Consider the following 22,340-nt stretch of genomic DNA (forward strand, 5'->3'; position numbering starts at 1 on the left):
GGCCACGGGTTCGCGCCCGTGGCGCCGGGCCCGCTCTGGTGAAATACCGTTACAGTTGTATCTGCCTGTCCGCCGGCGGCAGCGCTAGAGTAGTGTCATGGTGATGGCATGACGAGGACAAGAACATGAAGCAAGGATTCTGCTGCGCCCTGGGCATCGGGGCACTGGCCTGGGCCGTTTCGCAACCCGTGCTGGCGCGCGTGGATGTCGGCGTGAACATCGGCGTGCCGGTGGTGGTGGCGCCGGCGCCGGTCTACGTCGCCCCGCCCGCCCCGGTCTACGCGCCGCCGGCGCCCGTCTACGCCGCGCCCCCGGTGTACGGCCCGCCGCCCGTGGTGATGGCGCCCGCCGTGGTGATCGGCTGGCATGGCGACCGCTACTGGGACGGCCGCCGCTGGTGGGGCCGCCGCGACTGGTATGCGTACCATCATCCGCACGGCTACCACCGCTGAGCCGCGCGCGCCCCGCGCGGCCGGCAAAATCGTTAGTTCTTATTACAAAAAAAACCGCCCCCGAAGGGGCGGTTTTCGTTTCCGGCGTCCGGCTTACGCCGCCGCCCTGGCCTCGCCCAGCACGAACTCGCCGTCGCGGTAGTCCACCGGCACCACGTCCTTGGCGGCGAACTTGCCTTCGAGGATGGCGCGCGCCACCGGGTTCTCGATCTGCTGCTGGATCGCGCGCTTGAGCGGACGCGCGCCGAACACCGGGTCGTAGCCCGCGCTGGCGATCTTGGCGATCGCCGTTTCGCTGACTTCGAGCGTCATGTCCATGCGTGCCAGCCGCGCCTGCAGCCGCTGGAGCTGGATGCGGGCGATCGACTCGATATGCTGCTGGTCGAGCGCGTGGAACACCACCACCTCGTCGATCCGGTTGAGGAACTCGGGGCGGAAATGCGTCTTCACTTCCTGCCACACGGCACCCTTCACCGCTTCGTGCGGCTCGCCGGACATGGCCTGGATGATCTGCGAACCGAGGTTCGAGGTCATCACGATCACGGTGTTCTTGAAGTCCACCGTGCGGCCCTGGCCATCGGTCAGGCGGCCGTCGTCGAGCACCTGCAGCAGCACGTTGAAGACGTCCGGGTGGGCCTTCTCGACTTCATCGAGCAGCACCACGCTGTACGGCTTGCGGCGCACCGCCTCGGTCAGGTAGCCGCCTTCCTCGTAGCCCACGTATCCGGGCGGCGCGCCGATCAGCCGGCTCACGCTGTGCTTCTCCATGAACTCGCTCATGTCGATGCGGATCAGGTGGTCCTGCGAATCGAACAGGAACTCGGCCAGCGCCTTGCACAGCTCGGTCTTGCCCACGCCGGTGGGGCCGAGGAACAGGAACGAGCCATAAGGCTTGTTCTCGTCGGCCAGCCCGGCGCGCGAGCGGCGGATGGCATCCGACACCAGGCGCACGGCCTCGTCCTGACCCACCACGCGGCGGTGCAGGTAGTCCTCCATCTGGATCAGCTTCTCGCGCTCGCCCTGCATCATGCGCGAGACCGGGATGCCGGTCGCGCGGCTGACCACCTCGGCAATTTCCTCGGCGCCGACCTGCGTGCGCAGCAGCTTGTTCTGGTGCTTCTGCTCGCTGGCCTCGGCCGCGGTGGCGGCCTTGAGCTTGCCTTCGAGCTCGGGCAGCTTGCCGTACTGCAGCTCGGCCACCTTGTCGAGCTTGCCTTCGCGCTGCAGGCGCGTGATCTCCAGGCGGATCTTGTCGATCTCCTCCTTGAGCGCGGCCGCGCCCTGGGCGGCGCCCTTCTCGGCCTTCCAGATTTCCTCGAGGTCGGCGTACTCCTTCTCCAGGCGCTCGATCTCCTGCTCGATCAGCTCGAGCCGCTTCTTCGAGGCTTCGTCGGTCTCGCGCTTGACAGCTTCCCGCTCGATCTTGAGCTGAATGGTGCGGCGCTCGAGCTTGTCCATCACCTCGGGCTTGGAGTCGATCTCCATCTTGATGCGCGCGCCGGCCTCGTCGATCAGGTCGATGGCCTTGTCGGGCAGGAAGCGGTCGGTGATGTAGCGGTGCGACAGCTCCGCCGCGGCGACGATGGCCGGGTCGGTGATCTCCACGCCGTGGTGCAGCTCGTACTTCTCCTGCAGGCCGCGCAGGATGGCGATGGTGGCCTCCACGCTCGGCTCGTCCACCAGCACCTTCTGGAAGCGGCGCTCGAGCGCGGCGTCCTTCTCGATGTACTTGCGGTATTCGTCCAGCGTGGTGGCGCCGATGCAGTGCAGCTCGCCGCGCGCCAGCGCGGGCTTGAGCATGTTGCCGGCGTCGATGGCGCCCTCGGCCTTGCCCGCGCCCACCATCGTGTGGATCTCGTCGATGAAGACGATGGTCTGGCCCTCGTCCTTGGCGATGTCCGACAGCACGGCCTTGAGGCGTTCCTCGAACTCGCCGCGGTACTTGGCGCCGGCCAGCAGGCCGGCCATGTCGAGCACCAGCACGCGCTTGTTCTTCAGGGTCTCGGGCACCTCGCCGTTGACGATGCGCTGGGCCAGGCCTTCCACGATGGCGGTCTTGCCCACGCCCGGCTCGCCGATCAGCACGGGATTGTTCTTGGTGCGGCGCTGCAGGATCTGGATCGCGCGGCGGATCTCGTCGTCGCGGCCGATGACCGGGTCGAGCTTGCCGATGCGGGCGCGCTCGGTGAGGTCCACGGTGTACTTCTTGAGCGCTTCGCGCTGGGTCTCGGCGTCGGCGCTGTTGACCGCATCGCCGCCGCGCACGGCTTCGATGGCGGACTCCAGCGACTTGCGCCCCAGCCCGTGCTCGCGCGCGATGCGGCCGGCCTCGCCCTTGTCGTCGGCCACGGCGAGCAGGAACAGCTCGCTGGCGATGAACTGGTCGCCGCGCTTGATCGCTTCCTTCTCGGTGGCGTTGAACAGCGCGTTCAGCTCGCGCCCGACCTGGACCTCGCTGTTGCCCTGGATCTGCGGCAGGCGCTTGATGGCCGCGTCGAGCGCGCCGGTCAGGCCGCCCACGTTGACGCCGGCGCGCGCCAGCAGCCCGCGCGCGGCGCCGTCGTTCTGCGACAGCAGCACGCGCAGCACGTGCAGCGGGTCGATGTATTGGTTGTCGTTGCCGATGGCCAGACTCTGGGCGTCGGCCAGCGCTTCCTGGAATCGGGTGGTCAGTTTGTCTAGTCGCATTAAGGATCCCTCTCTCTCTGTCCTGGATGAGTGTCCTGAGACGGGAGGCGCGGCCCGGCGTACCTCCGCCTGGCCCTTCCCTGTGCGTTCCGGACACTGGTTGGTCTTTTCGAAAGATAAGGCTTTGCGACGACATTTCAAGGCCGCGCGGCCGGTATTTGGAGGCCGCCCGAAGTGGCGGCGGCGATACCCGCCGGCGGGCGCGCTCAGGCCGCCGCCAGGGCCCGCTTGTTTTCCAGGTTGCGCACCAGCACCAGCGCCTCGCCGGACAGCACCGCGCGGCCGTCGTCGCCGGTCACCACGGTGGCCAGGTTGACCAGGTCCTTGTCGCCGCGCAGGCGCACGATGCGCACCGAGGCGGTCAGCAGCTCGCCCAGCCGCGCCGGCGAGCGCAGCCGCAGCGACTGCTGCATCCAGCCGGCGCCGCGCCCGGGCAGGCGCGTGCCGAGCAGGTCGGAGAACATCCCGGCCAGCAGCGGCAGCGGCACCATCGCGCCGTCGAAGCCCCGACTGCGGGCGAACACCGGATCGGTGTAGAACGGATTGCCGTCGTCGGTCAGCGCGACGTACTCGTCGATGTCGCCGGCGCTGAAGCTGCGCACCGCCGATGCCTCCTGGCCCACGCTCAGGTGATAGAGCACGCGCTCGCCGCCGGGCGCGGCCGGCAGGGCGTCGTCCGGCTCGCGCAGGCGCGCTTCGGCCAGCGCGCCGGCGCTGGCGTCGACCAGCAGGACCGCGTCGCCCCGCGCCGTCACCTGCTCGTCGCCCGCCGGCATGCGCGCGCCGCCGCGCCGCACGCAGCGGATCGCGGTGTCCAGCGCGATGCGGCCGCGGCCCGGCGTGTCGTTGAGCACCAGCACGGCCGCCACGCCGTCGCCGACGAAGGCCGGCCGCGGGAACATCAGCGTCTGCCCGATCGGCAGCACCGGCAGCGGGTTGCTGCGCCGCATCTGCGCGCACAGCAGCGAGAACAGCAGCATGCCGTGCGCCACCGTGGCGCCGAAGGGCGTGGTGCGGGCGAATGCCGGGTCGCAGTGGATCGGGTTGTCGTCGCGCGAGAGCGAGGCGAAGCGGTCGAAGTCTTCCTGCGTCAGGACGCGCGGGCGGGATGCCTTCATCAGTTGGGTACCTCTACGGTGCTGCCGTTGACCGCGATGCGGTCCGCGCTGGCCGGCACGGCGGCGAACGGCGGCAGGTTGGTGGACAGGAGCGCCGGCGCCGGCGACAGCGTGCCGCCGCGCGCGACGGTGCGCACGACCTGCGAAGGCGGCAGCGCGGTGCCGGCGGTCAGGTTGGCGTAGACCGCGTCGAGCGCGCGGTTCAGGTAGACGTGCAGCGGGATGAAACGGTTGTCATAACCGGCCACCGCGCCGATGAAGCTGTCGAAATGCTGCCCGTTGGTCACTTCGATATACGACAGCCTGCTGGCGCTGCCCTCCTGCAGGCGGTTGTAGCCGAGATACGGGCGCGACGTGTGGTTGACCGGCAGCAGCGCGTCGCTGCGGCCATGCACGATGATGGCCGGCTTGCCGTGCAGGTTGCCCGAGCGCAGCGTCTGCGCCTGGCCGGCCTGCAGCGCCGGCGACGCGCCGCCGGTGCCGCCCAGCAGCGCGCGCAGGCAGCGCGCGCCGTCGAGATTGGCATCCGCCACATTGTTGCCCGGCGACTTCGAATAGACATCGCGCAGCGGGCCGCCCGGATTGTTGTCGTTGATCAGTTGCACGCCGGCCGCCGGCGGCACGCCGTTGCCGGTGGCGTACAGCACGTTGAGCACGTCCGGCGCGATGGCCGCCGGCGTAAGCACCGCGGCGCCGGTGGCGGCGAAGCTGTAGCCGCACAGGCGGTCGGCCACGGCGGCGCGCGCGAGCGCGTTGGCGAATGTCACCGAGACCGCGCTGGCCACCTCGAACAGCGCCAGCGACGGATGGATCTCGTCCGACTCCGGCTCCCAGCCCGCGTCGTGCAGCGCCTGCAGCGCGTTGGCGGCCTGCGCCGCGGTGTCGGCGCCGGTGATGATGCCGGCATCCGCCAGCGACTGGCAGCGGTTGAGCGCCGGCTGCGCCAGCGCCACGGCGGGCTGCGCGTAGAGATTGACGGCCGGCGCGTTGACCAGCGCCGCCGCCTGCGAGGTACACAACTGCAGCAGGTTCGCGGTGGTGATGTAGTCGTACAGCGTGCGCCCGGACGCCGCCACCGGCGTGCCGCCGCGCGTGACGGTCACGCCGGTGCCCGCCGGCAGGTTGAGGTTGGGCTCGCCCACGGCCACGCCGTCGATCAGGCCCTCGGTGTCCTGCTCGGCCGCGGCGATGGCCGCGCCGCCGCCGTTGGAGACGCTGGAGGCAATCACCACCACCGTCTGCGGGCTGAAGGTGCGCTGGCGCGTGCCGTCCGGCGCCACCGTGCCGAAGCGGTCGTTGAGCGCCCACAGCGCGAACTGCGCGGCCTGCAGCGTGAAGCTGCCCCAGTCCTTCTCGGGGTTGCGCTGCGAGTGCGCGTGCTTGAAGGCCAGGCGGTGCGGCGCGAGCGCGTTGAAGGCCGGCAGGCTGGTGCCCGGAAACGGCGCGGCGAACTGCGCGTTGGCGCCAGCCGCGCCGCGCGCGGCGCGCGTGCCGTCGATCAGCGGCACGGTGTCGGCATCGAGGTCGTGCGGCGCGGCGCCGGTGCCCTTGTCGGTGTAGGCCACGGCGCAGCCGCGCTTGAGCGCCCACTCGCCGGTGGAGATGCCGCCGTAGACGCCGCGCGAGCCCGACGAGGTCGCGGTGATCAGGCACGGCCGCGTCACGTCGAAGCTGTCCGGGATCTGCACCAGCATGGTCACGTTCTGGCGGCCGCTGCCGTCGTCGGAGAAGGCCAGGTACTCGCGCCCGGCCACCTTGCCCTGCCCGCCGGTGACGTTGCCCTGGGCGTCCACGTTGGGGCCGAACAGCGTGCCGTAGCCGCCGCCGGCGGTGGTGTCGACCAGCGCGCGGTAGTTGGTATAGATGGCGTAGCGGCGCAGCTCGGCCGCGGTGGGCGCGGCCGGGTTCAGCGGCAGCGGCGCGGTGGCCGACGCCAGCCCGTCCTTGCCGAGGCCGGCGGTGAGCAGGTCGTCGGTGTTGCCGTCGTAGGACTTGATCGTCACCGTGCCGATATTGGACGGCTTGACGTTGGGACTGGCGTTGCCGCCGTTGTTGCCATTGCCGTTGCCGCCACCGCCGCAGGCGGCCAGCGCCAGGCAGGCCAGGCCCGCCAGCGCCAGCCGGGCCACGCCACCGAGACTCACCGCGGATTCGCGCGACATGCCGTACCCCCCGTTGCCTGCCGGTCCGATCGGGAACAGATGCACGGCGTGCGCGGCGCCGCCGGCATGGCGCGCCGGACTGGCCGCAAGGTGCTTGCGTTGCATGCTCGTCTCCTCGTGGGATGCCTTCTTCTTGTTGCCGGTGCGGATCGGACTGCCGATCGATATTGCCCGCCGTTGCTGCCTGTGCTTCCGTTGCTGGCTCCTTCCGTTGCTGGCCCTGCCGTCGTTTCCTGCTTGCCGCGCCCTTCCGCGCGTCCCCTCCGCGCGGCCGTTCAGTGCGTGCCCGGCGCCGGCTTGCCATCGCGCTGCGTTCGGCGCGCCTCCAGTCCGTGCGAGATCATGTCGAACGCGGTATCGACCACCTTGGCCATCGACGCCGGGCGCTTCCACAGCGCGTAGCGCATGCCGAGGAAATTGCTGATGCCGATCAGGCACCAGGCCCGCACCTCGGCGTCGCCGGGCGAGATCTGGCCCTGTTCTTCGGCCTCGTCCAGGCGGTGGCGGTAGACGTCGGCGAAGGCCTGGAAGTAGCTGCTGTAGATGGCCTCGTCCACCGAATACGAATCGAGCACGATGCGGTACAGGTTCTTGTGGCGCGAGACGAACGAGAGGAAGGCCCTGAGGCCGAGCCGCTCGGCCTCGATCCGCGTGTGCGCCGGGCCGGCGTGCTTGCGCAGGTGGGCGCGCACCAGTTCCAGCATACGCTGCATCAGCGCGCGGAAGATGTCTTCCTTGTCCTTGAAGTAGAGATAGAAGGTGCCCATCGCCACCTGGGCCTCCTGGGTGATCTCGGAGATCGACGCCACGTGGTAGCCCTTCTCGCCGAACACCTTCTCGGCGGCGCGCAGCAGCGCCGCGCGGGTCTTCTGGCCGCGCGCGGTCTTGGGCTGGCTCGCGCCGGGATCGGTCAGCGGCATCGCGGCTCCGGGATCGTGAAACATGAATCAGCTATCATGTTTCATCGTATAAACCCGGTGCTCGGCATGTCAATAGATCGCATCCCGTAGACCGGCGCCGGACGCGGCGCTCAGGCCAGCAGCCGGTAGGTCCACAGGCCGAGCACGGTCAGCGCCAGCGAGCCACCCAGGTGCAGCAGCAGGTGCGCCGCGGCCCAGCCGTAGTCGCCGGCCATCAGGTTGGCCACGACTTCGCTGGAGAAGGTGGAAAAGGTGGTGAGCCCGCCGAGAAAGCCGGTCACCGCCAGCAGGCGCCATTCGGACGGCAGTTCCACGTGCGAGTCGAAATAGCCGACGGCGAGGCCGACCAGGTAGCCGCCCACCAGGTTGGCGGCCAGCGTGCCGTAGGGCAGCGCCGGGTTGGCGGCGTTCCACAGCACCGAGAACAGCCAGCGCAGCCACGCGCCCATCGCGGCGCCCACGCCCACCGCGACAAACCCGAGCGGGCCCATCAGCGCGCGGCTTCCGCGTCCTGCGGGGGCGCCGCGGGGGCGTCGCCGCTGGCGTTGAGCGAGCGCACGCCCCAGCGCTGCAGCGCGGCCTCGTCGGCAACGCGCGCGTCGACCCAGCGCGCGCCTTCCGGAGTCTGCTCTTTCTTCCAGAACGGCGCCTCGGACTTGAGATAGTCCATGATGAATTCGCAGGCGGCGAACGCGTTGCCGCGATGGGCCGAGGCCACCGCCACCAGCACGATCTGGTCCAGTGGCAGCAGCGGCCCGACCCGGTGCACGATGGTCACGCCGAGCAGCGCCCAGCGCTCCCGCGCCACCGCCTCGATGCGGGCCAGCGCCTTCTCGGTCATGCCCGGGTAGTGCTCCAGCTCCATCGCGCTGACGGCGCTGCCGTCGCTGACGTCGCGCACCGTGCCGATGAAGCTGGCCACCGCGCCCACGCCCGGCTGGTCCGCGCGCAGCGCGGCCACCTCGGCGCCCAGGTCGAAATCCTCGCGCTGCACCCTGACGCTCATCTCAGCCTCCCGTGACCGGCGGGAAGAAGGCCACCTCGCAGCCTTCGGCCAGCGCGCTGCCGGCGCCCGCCACCTCGTGGTCCACCGCCATGCGCAGGGCGCGGCCTTCGGCCAGCACTTCGGCCCAGGCGCCGCCGCGCGCGCCCAGCCACTGGCGCAGCTCGCCCACGGTGGCCACCGTGGCCGGCACCGCGACGCGCTCCTGCCCCAGGCCCAGTTGCTCGCGCACGCTGGCAAAAAAACGCAGTTCGATGTTCATCGCAGTCACTCTCCTCAGCCCAGCAGCCCGTCGAAGGCGATGTACTGCACGATGTCGCCGCGCGCGATCGCCTGGCCCGGCGGGTTGTCGACCAGGCCGTCGCCCCACACGGTGGAAGTCAGCACGCCCGAGCTCTGGTTGGGAAACAGCTCGAGCCCGCCGGCCTGGTTGGTGCGCACGCGCAGGAATTCGTTGCGGCGGTCGCCCTTGGGCAGGTCGAAATCGGCGCGCAGCAGCAGGCGGCGCGGCATCACGTCCTGCACGCCCTGCAAGCGCAGGATGAAGGGCCGCACGAACAGCAGGAAGGTCACGAAGCTGGACACCGGGTTGCCCGGCAGGCCGAGGAAATAGGCCGGCGCCTGCCCGCCGCGCGCGACCTCGCCGAAGGCCAGCGGCCTGCCCGGCTTCATGGCGATCTGCCACAGGTTCAGGCGCCCTTCGGCCTGGACCGCCGGCTTGATGTGGTCTTCCTCGCCGACCGAGACGCCGCCCGAGGTGATGATCAGGTCATGCCCGGCGGCGGCGCGGCGCAGCGTGTCGCGCGTGGCGGCCAGCGAGTCCGGCACGATGCCGAAGTCGCTGACCTCGCAGCCGAGCCGGTCGAGCAGGCCGCGCAGCGTGAAGCGGTTGGAGTTGTAGATGGCGCCCGGCTTGAGCGGCTCGCCCGGCATGGCGAGCTCGTCGCCGGTGAAGAACACCGCCACCTTGACGCGGCGCACCACGTCGAGCGCGGCCTGCCCCACCGAGGCGGCCAGCCCGAGCGCCTGCGGCGTCAGGCGCGTGCCGGCGGGCAGGATCACGCTGCCGGCGCGGATGTCCTCGCCCGCGCGGCGGATCCACTCGCCGGCCTGCGGCGCGTGGTTGACCACCACCTCGTCGCCTTCGGCCACGCATTGCTCCTGCATGACCACCGCATCGGCGCCGGGCGGGATCAGGCCGCCAGTGAAGATGCGCGCCGCGGTGCCGGCGGCCAGCGCCGTGCCCACGTGGCCGGCGGGAATGCGCTGCGCCACGCGCAGGCGCGCGCCGGGCGCGGGCACGTCGGCATGGCGCACGGCGTAGCCGTCCATCGCGGTGTTGTCCGCGGGCGGCACGTCCAGCGTGCTGGCCACGGGCGCGGCCAGCACGCGGCCGTTGGCGTCGAGCGTGGCGATGCGCTCGCTCTCGGCCAGCGGCGTGGCGCCGGCCAGCAGGGCTTCGAGCGCCTGGGCCGTGGTCAGCATGGGGGAACGGGCGGGCGCGGCGGCTTGGGTCATGACGAAAGCAGGTAGGTGGGGACGGCAGGCTGAGACGCAAACCCGCGGTCGCCCAAGGGAAACGGCCCACGTACCGTCCCCGGTACCTGCGGGGGCGATGCGCGGGCCGTGCGGTTCAGCTCGGCAAGTCCGATTGTAGCGAGTTGGCGCCAACCCGGCCAACGGCCGGCCGCGGATGCCGCCGGTGCCGCCGGTGCCGGGAAGGCGGGCGCGGCCTACAGGCCGGTGTGGCCAGCGATGAAGGCCTTGATCCGGCCGGCGTCGGCCGGCATGACCTCGAAACGCTGCGGCAGCTTCTCGATGCCGTCGAAGCTGGCCGGCCGCTCCGGCTCGTGGCCGAGCGCCTCGCGGATGGTGTCGGCGAACTTGGCCGGCAGCGCGGTTTCCAGCACCACCATCGGCACGCCGGGGGCGAGGTGCTCGCGCGCGACCTTGACGCCGTCGGCGGTGTGCGTGTCGATGGTGATGCCGTAGCGCGAGGACAGGTCGCGGATGGTGGCGAGGCGGTCCTCGTGCGTGCTGCGTCCGGAGACGAAGCCGAACGCGCGGATGCGCTCGAATTCCGCCGTACCGGCGAGGTCGAAGCCGCCCGCGGTGTCGACGTCGCGGAACATCCGCGCCAGCTTGGCGGCATCGCGGCCGAGCAGGTCGAACACGAAGCGCTCGAAGTTCGAGGCCTTGGAGATGTCCATGCTCGGGCTGGAGGTGTGGTACGTCTCGGCCGACTTGCGCACGCGGTAGGTGCCGGTGCGGAAGAATTCGTCGAGCACGTCGTTCTCGTTGGTGGCCACCACCAGCTTGTCGATCGGCAGGCCCATCATGCGCGCGATGTGGCCGGCGCAGACGTTGCCGAAATTGCCCGACGGCACGCAGAACGAGACCTTCTGGCCCGGGCCGCTGGTCGCCAGCAGCCAGCCCTTGAAGTAGTACACCACCTGGGCCACCACGCGCGCCCAGTTGATCGAGTTGACCGTGCCGATCTTCTGGCGGGCCTTGTAGCCGAGGTCGTTCGACACCGCCTTGACGATGTCCTGGCAGTCGTCGAACACGCCTTCGACCGCCAGGTTGAAGATGTTCGGGTCCTGCAGGCTGAACATCTGCGCGGTCTGGAACGCGCTCATCTTGCGGTGCGGGCTGAGCATGAACACGCGGATGCCGCGCTTGCCGCGCATCGCGTATTCGGCGGCACTGCCGGTGTCGCCCGAGGTGGCGCCGAGGATGTTCAGCTCCTGCCCGGCGCGCGCCAGCGCGTACTCGAACAGGTTGCCGAGCAGCTGCATGGCCATGTCCTTGAACGCCAGCGTGGGGCCGTTGGACAGGCCCAGCAGTTGCAGCGGCGCCCCGCCCTCCTCGCCCAGCGTGCGCAGCGGGGTGATGTCGGCGGTGTTGTCGCCGGGGCGGGCGTTGCAGTACACCTCGGCGGTGTAGGTCTTGCGCGTGAGCGCGCGCAGGTCCGCGGCCGGGATGTCGTCGCAGAAGCGGGACAGCACTTCGAAGGCGAGATCGGCGTAGGACAGCTTGCGCCAGGCCTCCAGCTCATCGGCGGTGACTTGCGGGTATGCCTGCGGCAGGTACAGTCCGCCGTCCGGCGCCAGGCCGCCCAGCAGGATCTCGGAGAAGGTTTGCGGCGCCTCGTGGCCGCGCGTCGACAGGTATTTCATCGCTCGCTCAGTTCAGTTCTTCCATGCGCAGGCGCGTGACCGCGGACAGCACGGTCGGCAGCGCCTCGATCTTGGCGATGGCGGCGTTGACCTGCTTCTCGCGCGTGAGGTGCGACAGCATGATGATGTCGGTCTGCGGCTCGCCTTCGCGCGACTCCTTCTGCAGCATGGCATCGATGGAGATGCCGGCGTCGGCGAGGATGCGGGTGATGTCGGCCAGCACGCCGGTCTCGTCGGCCACGCGCATGCGCAGGTAGTACGAGCTGGTGACTTCCTCGATCGGCAGCACCGGCACGCTGGACAGCTCGTCCGGCTGGAAGGCCAGGTGCGGCACGCGGTGCTCGGGGTCGGCGGTGTGCAGGCGGGTCACGTCGACGAGGTCGGCGATCACGGCCGAGGCGGTCGGCTCGGCGCCGGCGCCCTTGCCGTAGTACAGCGTGGCGCCCACGGCGTCGCCCTGCACCAGCACCGCGTTCATGGCGCCTTCCACGTTGGCGATCAGGCGCTTGGTGGGCACCAGGGTCGGGTGCACGCGCAGCTCGATGCCGTTCTCGCGGCGGCGCGTCAGGCCCAGCAGCTTGATGCGGTAGCCGAGCTCCTCGGCGTAGCGGATGTCCACGGCCGACAGCCTGGTGATGCCTTCCACGTAAGCCTTGTCGAACTGCACCGGCATGCCGAACGCGATCGAGCTCATCAGCGTGACCTTGTGGGCCGCGTCGATGCCTTCGATGTCGAAGGTCGGGTCGGCCTCGGCATAACCGAGCGCCTGCGCTTCCTTGAGCACGGTGTCGAAGTCCAGGCCCTTGTCGCGCATCTCCGACAGGATGAAGTTGGTGGTGCCGTTGATGATGCCGGCGATCCACTCGATGCGGTTGGCGGTCAGGCCTTCGCGCAGCGCCTTGATGATGGGGATGCCGCCGGCCACCGCGGCCTCGAAGGCCACGATCACGCCCTTGCGGCGCGCCGCCTCGAAGATCTCGTTGCCGTGCACGGCCAGCAGCGCCTTGTTGGCGGTGACGACGTGCTTGCCGTTCTCGATGGCCTTGAGCACCAGCTCGCGCGCGATGCCGTAGCCGCCGATCAGCTCGACGACGATGTCGATCCCGGCGCGGGTGACGACCTCGTTGGCGTCGGCCACCACCTCGACCTGCCCACCGGTCAGCTCGCGGGCGCGTTCGGTGTTGAGGTCGGCGACCACGGCAATCTCGATGCCGCGGCCGGCGCGGCGGCGGATCTCTTCCTGGTTGCGTTGCAGCACGTTGAACGTGCCGCTACCGACGGTACCGATGCCAAGCAGGCCTACTTTGATGGGGTTCATGGACAATCTGACTCTGGGTTGCTGAAAAATGGATTGCGCCGCGGCGCCGGCTCAGGCCGCGAGGCCCTGGTGGCGCCTGCGGTAGGCATCGAGGAAGCGGCCCACGCGGCCGATGGCCTCGCGCAGGTCTTCCTCGTGCGGCAGGAACACGATCCGGAAATGGTCCGGCTTGCCCCAGTTGAAGCCGGTGCCCTGCACCAGCAGCACCTTGGATTCCTGCAGCAGCTCGTAGATGAATTCCTGGTCGTCCTGGATCGGGTACATCGACAGGTCGAGCTTGGGGAACAGGTACAGCGCGGCCTTGGGCTTGACGCAGGTCACGCCCGGGATCTGCGTGATCAGTTCGTGCGCGAGGTCGCGCTGGCGGCGCAGGCGGCCGCCCTCGCCCACCAGGTCGTTGATGCTCTGGTAGCCGCCCAGCGCGGTCTGGATGGCCCACTGGCCCGGCACGTTGGCGCACAGGCGCATCGAGGACAGCATGTTGAGGCCCTCGATGTAGTCCAGCGCCGGGCGCTTGTCGCCCGACACCACCATCCAGCCGGCGCGGTAGCCGCACGAGCGGTAGTTCTTGGACAGGCCGTTGAAGGTCACGGTCAGCACGTCGGTCGACAGCGCGGCGATCGAGGTGTGGGTGTGGCCGTCGTACAGCACCTTGTCGTAGATCTCGTCGGCGAAGATGATCAGGCCGTGCTCGCGCGCGATCGCCACGATGGCCTCGAGCAGCTCGTCCGAATACAGCGCGCCGGTCGGGTTGTTGGGGTTGATGACGACGATGGCCTTGGTATTGGGCGTGATCTTGGCGCGGATGTCGTCGAGGTCGGGCATCCACTCGTTGGCCTCGTCGCACACGTAGTGCACCGGGGTGCCGCCCGACAGGCTCACCGCGGCGGTCCACAGCGGGTAGTCCGGCGCCGGCACCAGCACTTCGTCGCCGCCGTTGAGCAGCGCGTTCATCGACATCACGATCAGTTCCGAGGCGCCGTTGCCCACGTAGATGTCGTCCAGCCCCACGCCTTCGATGTTCTTCTGCTGGGTGTAGTGCATGATCGCCTTGCGCGCGGCGAAGATGCCCTTGGAGTCCGAGTAGCCCGCCGAGTTGGGCAGGTTGCGCATCATGTCCTGCTGGATCTCTTCCGGGGCGTCGAAACCGAACACGGCGAGGTTGCCGATGTTCAGCTTGATGATCTTGTGGCCTTCCTCTTCCATCTGCTTGGCCTTCTCCAGCACCGGGCCGCGGATGTCGTAGCAAACATTGTTGAGCTTGTTGGATTTCTGGATCGGTTTCACGGCGATGTCGGCAGGAGGCAAGGGCCGCCGGGCAAGCGGCGGCTGGCTAGGGAATCCGGGTGGGAAGGAGTGGTCCGCGGGCGCCTGTCCGCTGCGGTGCGACGCGAAACGTGGCAGGCAGGGAGGCAAAAGCTATAATTTATCGGATTATGACAGACTTCGGCAGGGATTCTTGCATTGCAGCGTGCGCCGCCGGGCGCTTGCCGTTCTGTCGCCGTTCCTCTTTCAACCCGCCCCCAAACCCGCCCCGGGCGGCCGCCCGCTCGCCGGGCACCCGCCGCGGGGCCGCGCCGCCAAAGGTTCCCCATTGAAACTCCACGCTGACCAGCCCAATGCCCTCAATACGGTGACCGCCTACGGGCCCGGCTATATCGAAATCAACATGGTGCGCTACACCGAGTCCGTGCTGGTCATGCCCGAGGGCGAGATCCGGCCGTGGCCGGTGCGGCGCTTCGAAGACCTGGAGCCGGCCCATTTCGAGGGCCTGCTGCCGCACGCGCCCGAGGTGGTGCTGCTCGGCACCGGCAACCGCCTGCGCTTCCCGCACCCGCGCCTGACCGACTCGCTGGCGCGCCGGCACGTGGGCGTGGACGCGATGGACCTGCAGGCCGCCTGCCGCACCTACAACATCCTGATGGCCGAAGGCCGCAAGGTGGCGGCGGTGCTGCTGCTGGAAGACCCGGCCTGAGCCTGGCCGCGGTTGCGCCGCGGCCGTCCGGGCGCCCGCGGGCACGGCGCGGCAAGTTAAGCGCGCGCCACGCTTGAAGTTTGCCGGGCCGCCCCCATCTGCCGCCACCAAGGTGGCAGCACGCATGCCGCCGCCTCCCTTCCTGCCTCTCCCAGGAGCCACAAGAATGACAATCAGTCTCGACCAGGCCGTACCCGACTTCAGCGCGCCCGCCACCGGCGGTGCTTTCCGCCTCTCCGAGCAGCGTGGCAAGACGGTAGTGCTGTATTTCTATCCCAAGGACAACACGCCGGGCTGCACCACGGAAGCCATGAACTTCCGCGACCAGTACGACGGCTTCCTCGGCGCCGACGCGGTGGTGTTCGGCATCTCGCGCGACAGCATGAAGTCGCACGAGAACTTCAAGGCCAAGCTGGAATTGCCGTTCGAGCTCATCTCCGACGGCGACGAGGCCGTCTGCACCCTGTTCGATGTCATCAAGATGAAGAAAATGTATGGCAAGGAAGTGCGCGGCATCGAGCGCAGCACCTTCGTCATCGACCGCAAGGGCATCCTGCGCCACGCCATGCGCGGCATCAAGGTGCCCAACCACGTCGACGAGGTCCTGCAGATCGTGCGCAGCCTCTGAGCGCGCCGGCCCGCGGGGCGGCCGCTGAATCGCCGCAGCAACACCCGCGCGCCGGTGCCATATCGGCGATTGCAAAACAGAAATCGTTCGGATACATTGACCCGTAATGAGTTCAGAATCCGGATGCCACGCTGTTTCATCGTCCCGTCCCAGGTGCCTCGAGCCCCGGGCCGGTAGCGGACCTGCCGTGTCTCCGGTCCGCAAGAAAGCCGTCAAACCTGCTGCACAGGTCTGGCGGCTTTTTTGTTTGTACGCACAGGACACGATCGGCACCTTCGCGGCCCAGCGCGGCCGCCCCCGTGTCCTGCGCGGTTTTCCAGCCGTCTTCTCCCCCTGAAAGGAAAGCCAAGCATGCCGCTGCCGACCATGCCCGCCAAGCCTGCTCAATTGCTTGACCCGAGCGAATTCGCCCCGGTGACCAAGCTGCCCAAGGCCAGATCCGCGACACAGGGCAAGAAACCTGTGCCGGCGCTGGAGCGCGTGGCCTTGCTGGAAACCGGAAACGGCACGACCGAAGACGCGCCGGCCGTGGTGGCCCGCGCGGGCGGCACCACGCGCGCGCGCGGCAAGGACGCGCCCGCGCCGCTGACCTCCGTGCCGACCCTGTCCTCGGTGCCCAAGGTCCCCGCCAAGACCGCCGCTGGCGCCACCGGCCGACGCGCGCCCAAGCACACCGGGCCCGCCAAGCTGTTCGTGCTGGACACCAACGTGCTGATGCACGATCCGTCCTCGCTGTTCCGCTTCGAGGAGCACGACGTCTATCTGCCGATGATGACGCTCGAGGAGCTGGACAACCACAAGAAGGGCATGAGCGAAGTCGCGCGCAACGCGCGCACCGTCAGCCGCACGCTGGACGCGCTGGTGGGCGGCACCGACGGCTCGCTCGACGAAGGCATGCCGCTGGCCAAGCTGGGCAACCGCGACGCCCAGGGCAAGCTGTTCCTGCAGACCAAGCTCAACGAGATCAAGCTGCCCGACGGCCTGCCCCAGGGCAAGGCCGACAACCAGATCCTGGGCGTGGTCAGCGCCCTGCAGCAGCAGTTCCCGGACCGCCAGGTGGTGCTGGTGTCGAAAGACATCAACATGCGCATCAAGGCGCGCGCGCTGGGCCTGCCCGCCGAGGACTACTTCAACGACCAGGTCCTCGAGGACAAGGACCTGCTCTATTCGGGCGTGATGGTCCTGCCCAACGATTTCTGGGCCAAGCACGGCAAGGGCGTGGAAAGCTGGCAGGACCCCAAGTCCGGCGCCATGTTCTACCGCCTGACCGGCCCGCTGGTGCCGTCGTTCCTGGTCAACCAGTTCGTCTACCTGGAGCCCAGCGACGGCAGCCTGCCGCTGTACGCCCAGGTCAAGGAGATCAACGGCAAGACCGCGCTGTTGCAGACGCTCAAGGACTTCACGCACCACAAGAACAATGTGTGGAGCGTGACCGCGCGCAACCGCGAGCAGAACTTCGCGCTCAACCTGCTGATGCACCCGGAGATCGACTTCGTCACGCTGCTGGGCCAGGCCGGCACCGGCAAGACGCTGCTGGCGCTGGCCGCGGGCCTGGAGCAGGTGCTCGACCAGAAGCTCTACAACGAGATCATCGTCACCCGCGCCACCGTGCCGGTGGGCGAGGACATCGGCTTCCTGCCCGGCACCGAGGAAGAAAAGATGCAGCCCTGGATGGGCGCGTTCGACGACAACCTGGAAGTGCTGCAGAAGAGCGACGACAGCGCCGGCGAATGGGGCCGCGCCGCCACCCAGGAGCTGATCCGCTCGCGCATCAAGGTCAAGAGCATGAACTTCATGCGCGGGCGCACCTTCGTCAACAAGTTCGTCATCATCGACGAGGCGCAGAACCTGACGCCGAAGCAGATGAAGACGCTGGTGACGCGCGCGGGCCCCGGCACCAAGATCATCTGCCTGGGCAACATCGCGCAGATCGACACGCCCTACCTGACCGAGGGCTCGTCCGGCTTGACCTACGTGGTCGACCGCTTCAAGGGATGGAGCCACAGCGGCCACATCACGCTGGCGCGCGGCGAGCGCTCGCGTCTGGCGGACCATGCGGCGGATGTCCTGTAGCCGCCGCGCGGCGCCGGCCGCAGCGCCGCCTTTGTAGGACCGCGACCGGCATCATTGCGCGCCGGCCTGGCCTAGCATCAAGGCAAGCGCAGCGCCCGCCAGTCCGGCACCTGTGTGCCGGCGCCTGGCGGGCGCTTTTTCGTTTCGGCTCTGGATCGATGGAGGCATCGAATGGATACCCAGCATTCTCGCCAAGCATGCGCCCGGCACCATGCGCCGCGGCGCCGCGCGGCCGGCGGCCTTGCCGTGGCGGCCGCCTGCCTGCTGTGCGGCCCCGCCCTCGGCGCGGACGAAATGGTGATCCGCACGATGGGCCCGATCAGCTACGTCTGCGGCGGCATTGCCGCCGACGAGCAGCAGGCGCTGGCCGCCCAGCAGAAGAACTTCAGCATGGGCGTGCTGTTCACGCAGGGCGAGCGCGGCGAATATCTGGCCGACGTGGCCGTGCGCGTGATGCGCGAAGGCCACGAAGTCGCCAGCTTTACCGCCAGCGGGCCGAAGTGCCTCATCAAGGCCCCGCAAGGCAGCTACAATATCGAAGCGACTTATAAGGGTCAGGCCAGGTCGGTCACTGTGAGCACGGGCACCTACAACGCGCAGCTGCGCTGGTAGTTGCGTCGGTAGTTGCGTCGGTAGTTGCGTCGGTAGTTGCGCTGGAAGGCGCCCGCCGGAAGGCTGCCTTCGCGGCGGCCCCGCTCGCGGTTGGCGGCTGGCGCCTGGCCCGGGACCGGACCAGAACGAGAATGCCAACGCGCCAGACCGCCAAGCCGTCACCACGCGCGCCATCGTCACCGCTGGCGCGCGCTGCCTGCCGGGCCCGCCTGCCCTCGCTGTGCGCGGCCGCCCTGCTGCTCGCCGCCTGCGCCTCCGCGCCGCCGCCGCGCCACGGCGGCCTCTCGCGCCTGCCCGGCACGCCGATGGTGGATCCGAGCGCGGGGCTGGAAGAAGTGTCCATCCAGGCCATGTCCCTGGTCGGCACGCCCTACCGCTACGGCGGCAACACCCCCGATTCCGGCTTCGACTGCAGCGGGCTGGTGCGCTACGTGGTGCTGCGCGCCGCCAACGTCAACCTGCCGCGCACCACCGAGGCGATGGGCGAGCGCGGCGTGCCGCTCGAGCGCAGCCAGGTGGCCTCGGGCGACCTGGTGTTCTTCAACACCACCGGCCGCGCCAACTCGCACGTGGGCATCTACGTGGGCCAGAACCGCTTCGTGCACGCGCCCTCCACCGGCGGCACGGTGCGCCTGGAGGACATGGGCAAGTCATACTGGGTGTCGCGCTACAACGGCGCGCGGCGCGTGGCCTCCGCCGCCGTGCCGCCGCCGGCCCAGCCGCAGCAGCCCGCGGCGCCGGCGATCCCCGCCGCCCCACCGCCGGCGCAGGACGACGACCCGATCGCCGCCTTCGCCAACCGCTAGCGCGGCGCCGGCGCGCTTCCCGCGCGCCATGAAAAAAACCAGGCTTCACGCCTGGTTTTTTCATTGCCGACATCGGCCTCACCGGCGCCGCGGGCGCCGGCTCAAAGCACATGCAAACCGATCCACCATGCGATCGCCGCCATGAAAGCCGACGCGGGAATGGTCAGCACCCACGCCCACACGATGTTGCCGGCCACGCCCCAGCGCACCGCCGACATCTTCTGCGCCGAGCCCACGCCGACGATGGCGCCGGTGATGGTATGGGTGGTGGACACCGGCACGCCCAGCGCCGAGGCGATGAACAGCGTGATGGCGCCGCCGGTCTCCGCGCAGAAGCCGCCGACCGGCTTGAGCTTGGTGATCTTCTGGCCCATCGTCCGCACGATGCGCCAGCCGCCGAACATGGTGCCCATGCCGATCGCCACGTAGCAGCAGACGATGACCCACACCGGCGGCTCGGCGCCGCCCTGCGCCACGTGGCCGCTGGCGATCAGCAGCATCCAGATGATGCCGATGGTCTTCTGCGCGTCGTTGCCGCCGTGGCCTAGGCTGTAGAGCGAGGCCGACACCAGTTGCAGGCGGCGGAACCAGCGGTCCACGCGCGACGGCGGCGTGCGGAAGAAGGTCCAGCCCACGATCACCATCATCAGCGAGCCGAGCACGAAACCCAGCAGCGGCGAGATCACGATGAAGGCCACGGTCTTGGCCAGCCCGCCGCCGACCAGCGCGCCGGTGCCGCCCTTGGCCACCGCGGCGCCCACCAGCCCGCCGATCAGCGCGTGCGAGGACGACGAGGGAATGCCGTAGTACCAGGTGATCAGGTTCCAGGCGATGGCGCCGACCAGCGCGCCGAAGATCACGTGGTGGTCGACGATGTTGACGTCGACGGTGCCGGTGCCCACCGTGGCCGCCACCTTGAGGTGGAAGATGAAGATGGCCACCACGTTGCACATGGCCGCCATCGCCACCGCGTGGTGCGGCTTGAGCACGCCCGTCGACACCACCGTGGCGATCGAATTGGCGGCGTCGTGGAAGCCGTTCATGAAGTCGAACAGCAAGGCGAGCGCCACCAGCAGGCCGATGACCCACAGGCTCATTTGTATTGTGTGCATGCCGATTCGTGCCTCAGGCGTTTTCCAGGACGATGCCTTCGATGATGTTGGCAACGTCCTCGCACTTGTCGGTGATGGTCTCGAGCTGCTCGTAGATGGCCTTGAGCTTGATCAGCCGTTTCACGTCGGTCTCGTCGCGGAACAGCTTCGACATCGCCGAGCGCATCACGCGGTCGGCCTCGGACTCGAGGTGGTCGATCTGCTGCGCCGTCTTGAGGATGGCGCTGGCGTTGCTCATGTCCTCGAGCAGGCCGACCGCGATCTTGACCTGGTCGCAGCACTGCACGCAGATCGAGGCCAGCTTGCGGGCCTCGTCGGTCAGGCTGGTCACGTCGTACAGCGAGATGGTCTCCGCCACGTCCTCCATCAGGTCGAGGATGTCGTCCATCGTGGTGATGAGCTTGTGGATCTCGTCGCGGTCCAGCGGCGTGATGAAGGTCTTGTGCAGCAGGTCGATGGTGTCGTGCGTGATGCGGTCGGCCTTCTTTTCGGTGGCCTGCACGCGGCGCGCGTGCGCCTCGGCATTGGGCAGGTCGTTGACCAGCACTTCCAGCTCGCGGGCGGCGGTCACCGCGCAATCGGCATGCTGGTTGAAGTATTCGAAGAACTTGCCCTCCGTGGGCATGAATCGGCCGAACATGGGTTGTTCCTTGTCGGGGCGCGCGAGCGCCCCCGGGTTATTGCCTGGGCGACTGGCTCAATCGGCCAGGCATACATTGCAGACAGCCGCCTGGCGGCGGCTGTCATCAAAACGAAATATTTTACAGGTATGCGGGCTGCAGCCGAATCTCTTTCACGTCCGGCGTGGGCGATCGGCCACGGCGGGACCGCTTTGCCACCGCCCAGGCCGCGCCAGGACTGGCTTCAGGTGTCGTTGTCGAAGAAGGCCGGGCCGCCGCTGAAGTTGTCGAATTTGGTGAACTGGCCCAGGAATGTCAGGCGCACGGTGCCGATGGGACCGTTACGCTGCTTGCCGATGATGATCTCGGAGGTGCCCTTGTCCTGCGAGTCGGGGTTGTAGACCTCGTCGCGGTAGATGAACAGGATCACGTCGGCATCCTGCTCGATGGCGCCCGATTCGCGCAGGTCGGACATCACCGGGCGCTTGTTGGGGCGCTGCTCCAGGCTCCGGTTCAACTGCGACAGCGCGATCACCGGGCAGTTGAGTTCCTTGGCCAGCCCCTTGAGCGAACGGGAGATTTCCGAGATTTCGGTGGCGCGGTTCTCGCCGCTGCCCGAGCCCGACATCAGTTGCAGGTAGTCGATGATGATCAGGCCAAGCTGCCCGCACTGGCGCGCCAGGCGGCGCGAGCGCGCGCGCAGCTCCATCGGGTTGAGCGCCGGGGTCTCGTCGATGAACAGCTGCGCGTCGTTCATGCGCTGGATGGCATGCGTGAGGCGCGGCCAGTCCTCGTCGAGCAGGCGGCCGGTACGCAGGCGGTGCTGGTCCAGCCGGCCGACCGAGCCCAGCATACGCATGGCCAGCTGGGTGCCCGCCATTTCCATCGAGAACACCGCCACCGGCAGGCCCTGCTCCACCGCCACGTGCTCGCCGATGTTGAGCGAGAACGCGGTCTTGCCCATCGACGGGCGGCCGGCCACGATGATCAGGTCGCCGGCCTGCATGCCGCTGGTCATGCGGTCCAGGTCGATGAAGCCGGTCGGCACGCCGGTCACGTCGGTGTTGCTGTCGCGGTGGTACAGCTCGTCGATGCGCTCCACCACCTGCGTGAGCAGCGGCTGGATTTCCTGGAAGCCCTTCTGCCCGCGCGAGCCTTCCTCGGCGATGGCGAAGACCTTGGACTCGGCTTCGTCGAGCAGCTCGCGCACCTCGCGCCCCTTGGGCGCGAAGGCCGCCGAGGCGATGTCGTCGGCCACCGTGACCAGCTTGCGCAGCACCGAGCGCTCGCGCACGATCTCCGCGTAGCGGCGAATGTTGGCCGCGCTGGGCGTGTTCTGCGCGAGCGAGTTCAGGTAGGCCAGCCCGCCCACCTCCTCCGCCTTGCCGGCCACCTGCAGCATCTCGTAGACGGTGATGACGTCCGCAGGCTTGGTCGCCGAGATCAGCCGGGCGATGCTCTGGAAGATCATCCGGTGGTCGAAGCGGTAGAAGTCCGACTCGGAAAGGAAGTCGGCGATGCGGTCCCAGGCGGCGTTGTCCAGCAGCAGGCCACCCAGCACCGATTGTTCGGCCTCGATGGAATGCGGAGGTACCTTGAGATTGTCTAGTTGGGGGTCGCTGACAGGCGCGTTCATGGGGAGGGATTATAACGGCGCGCACAGGCGAGCCGGAG

The 22,340-nt window shown here is 68.9% G+C and carries 20 protein-coding genes; 6 read left to right on the plus strand and 14 right to left on the minus strand.

The annotated features are described in order from the left end of the window. Positions 1–125 precede the first annotated feature (125 nt). Positions 126–452 (plus strand): hypothetical protein, encoded by a 327-nt coding sequence (locus tag AC3WXD_RS33825; protein ID WP_020423946.1) that lies wholly within the window; start codon positions 126–128, stop codon positions 450–452. Positions 453–545: 93 nt separating this feature from the next. On the opposite strand, the gene clpB is transcribed toward AC3WXD_RS33825, so the two are convergent. The 11 genes from clpB to AC3WXD_RS33880 all read right to left on the minus strand — a co-directional run bounded on the left by clpB (position 546) and on the right by AC3WXD_RS33880 (position 14,127). Continuing rightward, a complete protein-coding gene (gene clpB / locus AC3WXD_RS33830) occupies positions 546–3,140 on the minus strand; it encodes an ATP-dependent chaperone ClpB (RefSeq protein ID WP_492325584.1) in 2,595 nt (864 codons plus the stop codon). 206 nt (positions 3,141–3,346) lie between these two features. Then, the gene (locus AC3WXD_RS33835; protein WP_492325585.1) at positions 3,347–4,258 is read right to left on the minus strand and encodes a MaoC/PaaZ C-terminal domain-containing protein; all 912 of its coding nucleotides are present in this window, start codon (positions 4,256–4,258) and stop codon (positions 3,347–3,349) included. Then, a complete protein-coding gene (locus AC3WXD_RS33840) occupies positions 4,258–6,525 on the minus strand; it encodes a 3-hydroxybutyrate oligomer hydrolase family protein (RefSeq protein WP_492325586.1) in 2,268 nt (755 codons plus the stop codon). Before AC3WXD_RS33840 ends, AC3WXD_RS33835 begins: the two co-directional genes overlap by 1 nt. Before the next feature lie 170 nt (positions 6,526–6,695). Further along, positions 6,696–7,340 carry a TetR/AcrR family transcriptional regulator gene (locus tag AC3WXD_RS33845; RefSeq protein ID WP_454732470.1) on the minus strand — a complete coding sequence of 215 codons (645 nt, stop codon included), beginning with the start codon at positions 7,338–7,340 and terminating at the stop codon, positions 6,696–6,698. Between the two features lie 110 nt (positions 7,341–7,450). Beyond that, the gene (gene crcB / locus AC3WXD_RS33850; RefSeq protein WP_020205679.1) at positions 7,451–7,831 is read right to left on the minus strand and encodes a fluoride efflux transporter CrcB; all 381 of its coding nucleotides are present in this window, start codon (positions 7,829–7,831) and stop codon (positions 7,451–7,453) included. After that, positions 7,831–8,346 (minus strand): molybdopterin synthase catalytic subunit MoaE, encoded by a 516-nt coding sequence (moaE, locus tag AC3WXD_RS33855; RefSeq protein WP_020205680.1) that lies wholly within the window; start codon positions 8,344–8,346, stop codon positions 7,831–7,833. The genes crcB and moaE overlap by 1 nt, the downstream gene beginning before the upstream one ends. A 1-nt stretch (position 8,347) precedes the next feature. Further along, a complete protein-coding gene (moaD, locus tag AC3WXD_RS33860; protein ID WP_020205681.1) occupies positions 8,348–8,605 on the minus strand; it encodes a molybdopterin converting factor subunit 1 in 258 nt (85 codons plus the stop codon). A 14-nt stretch (positions 8,606–8,619) separates the two neighbouring features. Further along, positions 8,620–9,861: a molybdopterin molybdotransferase MoeA gene (locus AC3WXD_RS33865; protein ID WP_029044174.1), complete on the minus strand. Its 1,242-nt coding sequence runs from the start codon at positions 9,859–9,861 to the stop codon at positions 8,620–8,622. A 215-nt stretch (positions 9,862–10,076) separates the two neighbouring features. Beyond that, the gene (thrC, locus tag AC3WXD_RS33870; protein WP_059412894.1) at positions 10,077–11,522 is read right to left on the minus strand and encodes a threonine synthase; all 1,446 of its coding nucleotides are present in this window, start codon (positions 11,520–11,522) and stop codon (positions 10,077–10,079) included. A 7-nt stretch (positions 11,523–11,529) separates the two neighbouring features. Further along, entirely contained in the window at positions 11,530–12,840 is a 1,311-nt protein-coding gene (locus tag AC3WXD_RS33875; protein WP_020205684.1) for a homoserine dehydrogenase, read from the minus strand. Between the two features lie 51 nt (positions 12,841–12,891). Continuing rightward, a complete protein-coding gene (locus AC3WXD_RS33880; RefSeq protein ID WP_029044175.1) occupies positions 12,892–14,127 on the minus strand; it encodes a pyridoxal phosphate-dependent aminotransferase in 1,236 nt (411 codons plus the stop codon). A gap of 307 nt (positions 14,128–14,434) precedes the next feature. On the opposite strand from AC3WXD_RS33880, the gene AC3WXD_RS33885 reads away from it, so the two are divergent. The 5 genes from AC3WXD_RS33885 to AC3WXD_RS33905 all read left to right on the plus strand — a co-directional run bounded on the left by AC3WXD_RS33885 (position 14,435) and on the right by AC3WXD_RS33905 (position 18,934). Further along, a complete protein-coding gene (locus AC3WXD_RS33885; protein WP_029044176.1) occupies positions 14,435–14,815 on the plus strand; it encodes an Mth938-like domain-containing protein in 381 nt (126 codons plus the stop codon). A 166-nt stretch (positions 14,816–14,981) separates the two neighbouring features. Next, positions 14,982–15,443: a peroxiredoxin gene (locus AC3WXD_RS33890; protein WP_020205687.1), complete on the plus strand. Its 462-nt coding sequence runs from the start codon at positions 14,982–14,984 to the stop codon at positions 15,441–15,443. A gap of 351 nt (positions 15,444–15,794) precedes the next feature. Then, entirely contained in the window at positions 15,795–17,516 is a 1,722-nt protein-coding gene (locus AC3WXD_RS33895; RefSeq protein ID WP_020205688.1) for a PhoH family protein, read from the plus strand. A 171-nt stretch (positions 17,517–17,687) separates the two neighbouring features. Next, on the plus strand, positions 17,688–18,128 hold the full coding sequence (locus AC3WXD_RS33900) for a hypothetical protein (RefSeq protein ID WP_492325587.1): 441 nt from the start codon (positions 17,688–17,690) through the stop codon (positions 18,126–18,128). A 131-nt stretch (positions 18,129–18,259) separates the two neighbouring features. Continuing rightward, positions 18,260–18,934, plus strand: a complete 675-nt coding sequence (locus AC3WXD_RS33905; protein ID WP_454731721.1) for a C40 family peptidase — start codon at positions 18,260–18,262, stop codon at positions 18,932–18,934. A 101-nt stretch (positions 18,935–19,035) separates the two neighbouring features. On the opposite strand, the gene AC3WXD_RS33910 is transcribed toward AC3WXD_RS33905, so the two are convergent. The 3 genes from AC3WXD_RS33910 to AC3WXD_RS33920 all read right to left on the minus strand — a co-directional run bounded on the left by AC3WXD_RS33910 (position 19,036) and on the right by AC3WXD_RS33920 (position 22,302). After that, a complete protein-coding gene (locus AC3WXD_RS33910) occupies positions 19,036–20,046 on the minus strand; it encodes an inorganic phosphate transporter (RefSeq protein WP_029044178.1) in 1,011 nt (336 codons plus the stop codon). Positions 20,047–20,059: 13 nt separating this feature from the next. Continuing rightward, a complete protein-coding gene (locus AC3WXD_RS33915) occupies positions 20,060–20,686 on the minus strand; it encodes a DUF47 domain-containing protein (RefSeq protein ID WP_020205693.1) in 627 nt (208 codons plus the stop codon). A gap of 224 nt (positions 20,687–20,910) precedes the next feature. Next, a complete protein-coding gene (locus AC3WXD_RS33920; RefSeq protein WP_020205694.1) occupies positions 20,911–22,302 on the minus strand; it encodes a replicative DNA helicase in 1,392 nt (463 codons plus the stop codon). Between the last annotated feature and the right edge of the window lie 38 nt (positions 22,303–22,340).

It is taken from the genome of Cupriavidus sp. FW216-B1, assembly GCF_058789195.1.

Excerpts from the sequence above, each read along its gene's own strand:
- AC3WXD_RS33825 (WP_020423946.1), top strand. The coding sequence starts at position 126 with ATGAAGCAAGGATTCTGCTGCGCCCTGGGCATCGGGGCACTGGCCTGG.
- clpB (WP_492325584.1), bottom strand. The coding sequence starts at position 3,140 with ATGCGACTAGACAAACTGACCACCCGATTCCAGGAAGCGCTGGCCGAC.
- AC3WXD_RS33835 (WP_492325585.1), bottom strand. The coding sequence starts at position 4,258 with ATGAAGGCATCCCGCCCGCGCGTCCTGACGCAGGAAGACTTCGACCGC.
- AC3WXD_RS33840 (WP_492325586.1), bottom strand. The coding sequence starts at position 6,525 with ATGCAACGCAAGCACCTTGCGGCCAGTCCGGCGCGCCATGCCGGCGGC.
- AC3WXD_RS33845 (WP_454732470.1), bottom strand. The coding sequence starts at position 7,340 with ATGCCGCTGACCGATCCCGGCGCGAGCCAGCCCAAGACCGCGCGCGGC.
- crcB (WP_020205679.1), bottom strand. The coding sequence starts at position 7,831 with ATGGGCCCGCTCGGGTTTGTCGCGGTGGGCGTGGGCGCCGCGATGGGC.
- moaE (WP_020205680.1), bottom strand. The coding sequence starts at position 8,346 with ATGAGCGTCAGGGTGCAGCGCGAGGATTTCGACCTGGGCGCCGAGGTG.
- moaD (WP_020205681.1), bottom strand. The coding sequence starts at position 8,605 with ATGAACATCGAACTGCGTTTTTTTGCCAGCGTGCGCGAGCAACTGGGC.
- AC3WXD_RS33865 (WP_029044174.1), bottom strand. The coding sequence starts at position 9,861 with ATGACCCAAGCCGCCGCGCCCGCCCGTTCCCCCATGCTGACCACGGCC.
- thrC (WP_059412894.1), bottom strand. The coding sequence starts at position 11,522 with ATGAAATACCTGTCGACGCGCGGCCACGAGGCGCCGCAAACCTTCTCC.
- AC3WXD_RS33875 (WP_020205684.1), bottom strand. The coding sequence starts at position 12,840 with ATGAACCCCATCAAAGTAGGCCTGCTTGGCATCGGTACCGTCGGTAGC.
- AC3WXD_RS33890 (WP_020205687.1), top strand. The coding sequence starts at position 14,982 with ATGACAATCAGTCTCGACCAGGCCGTACCCGACTTCAGCGCGCCCGCC.
- AC3WXD_RS33895 (WP_020205688.1), top strand. The coding sequence starts at position 15,795 with ATGCCGCTGCCGACCATGCCCGCCAAGCCTGCTCAATTGCTTGACCCG.
- AC3WXD_RS33900 (WP_492325587.1), top strand. The coding sequence starts at position 17,688 with ATGGATACCCAGCATTCTCGCCAAGCATGCGCCCGGCACCATGCGCCG.
- AC3WXD_RS33905 (WP_454731721.1), top strand. The coding sequence starts at position 18,260 with ATGCCAACGCGCCAGACCGCCAAGCCGTCACCACGCGCGCCATCGTCA.
- AC3WXD_RS33910 (WP_029044178.1), bottom strand. The coding sequence starts at position 20,046 with ATGCACACAATACAAATGAGCCTGTGGGTCATCGGCCTGCTGGTGGCG.
- AC3WXD_RS33915 (WP_020205693.1), bottom strand. The coding sequence starts at position 20,686 with ATGTTCGGCCGATTCATGCCCACGGAGGGCAAGTTCTTCGAATACTTC.
- AC3WXD_RS33920 (WP_020205694.1), bottom strand. The coding sequence starts at position 22,302 with ATGAACGCGCCTGTCAGCGACCCCCAACTAGACAATCTCAAGGTACCT.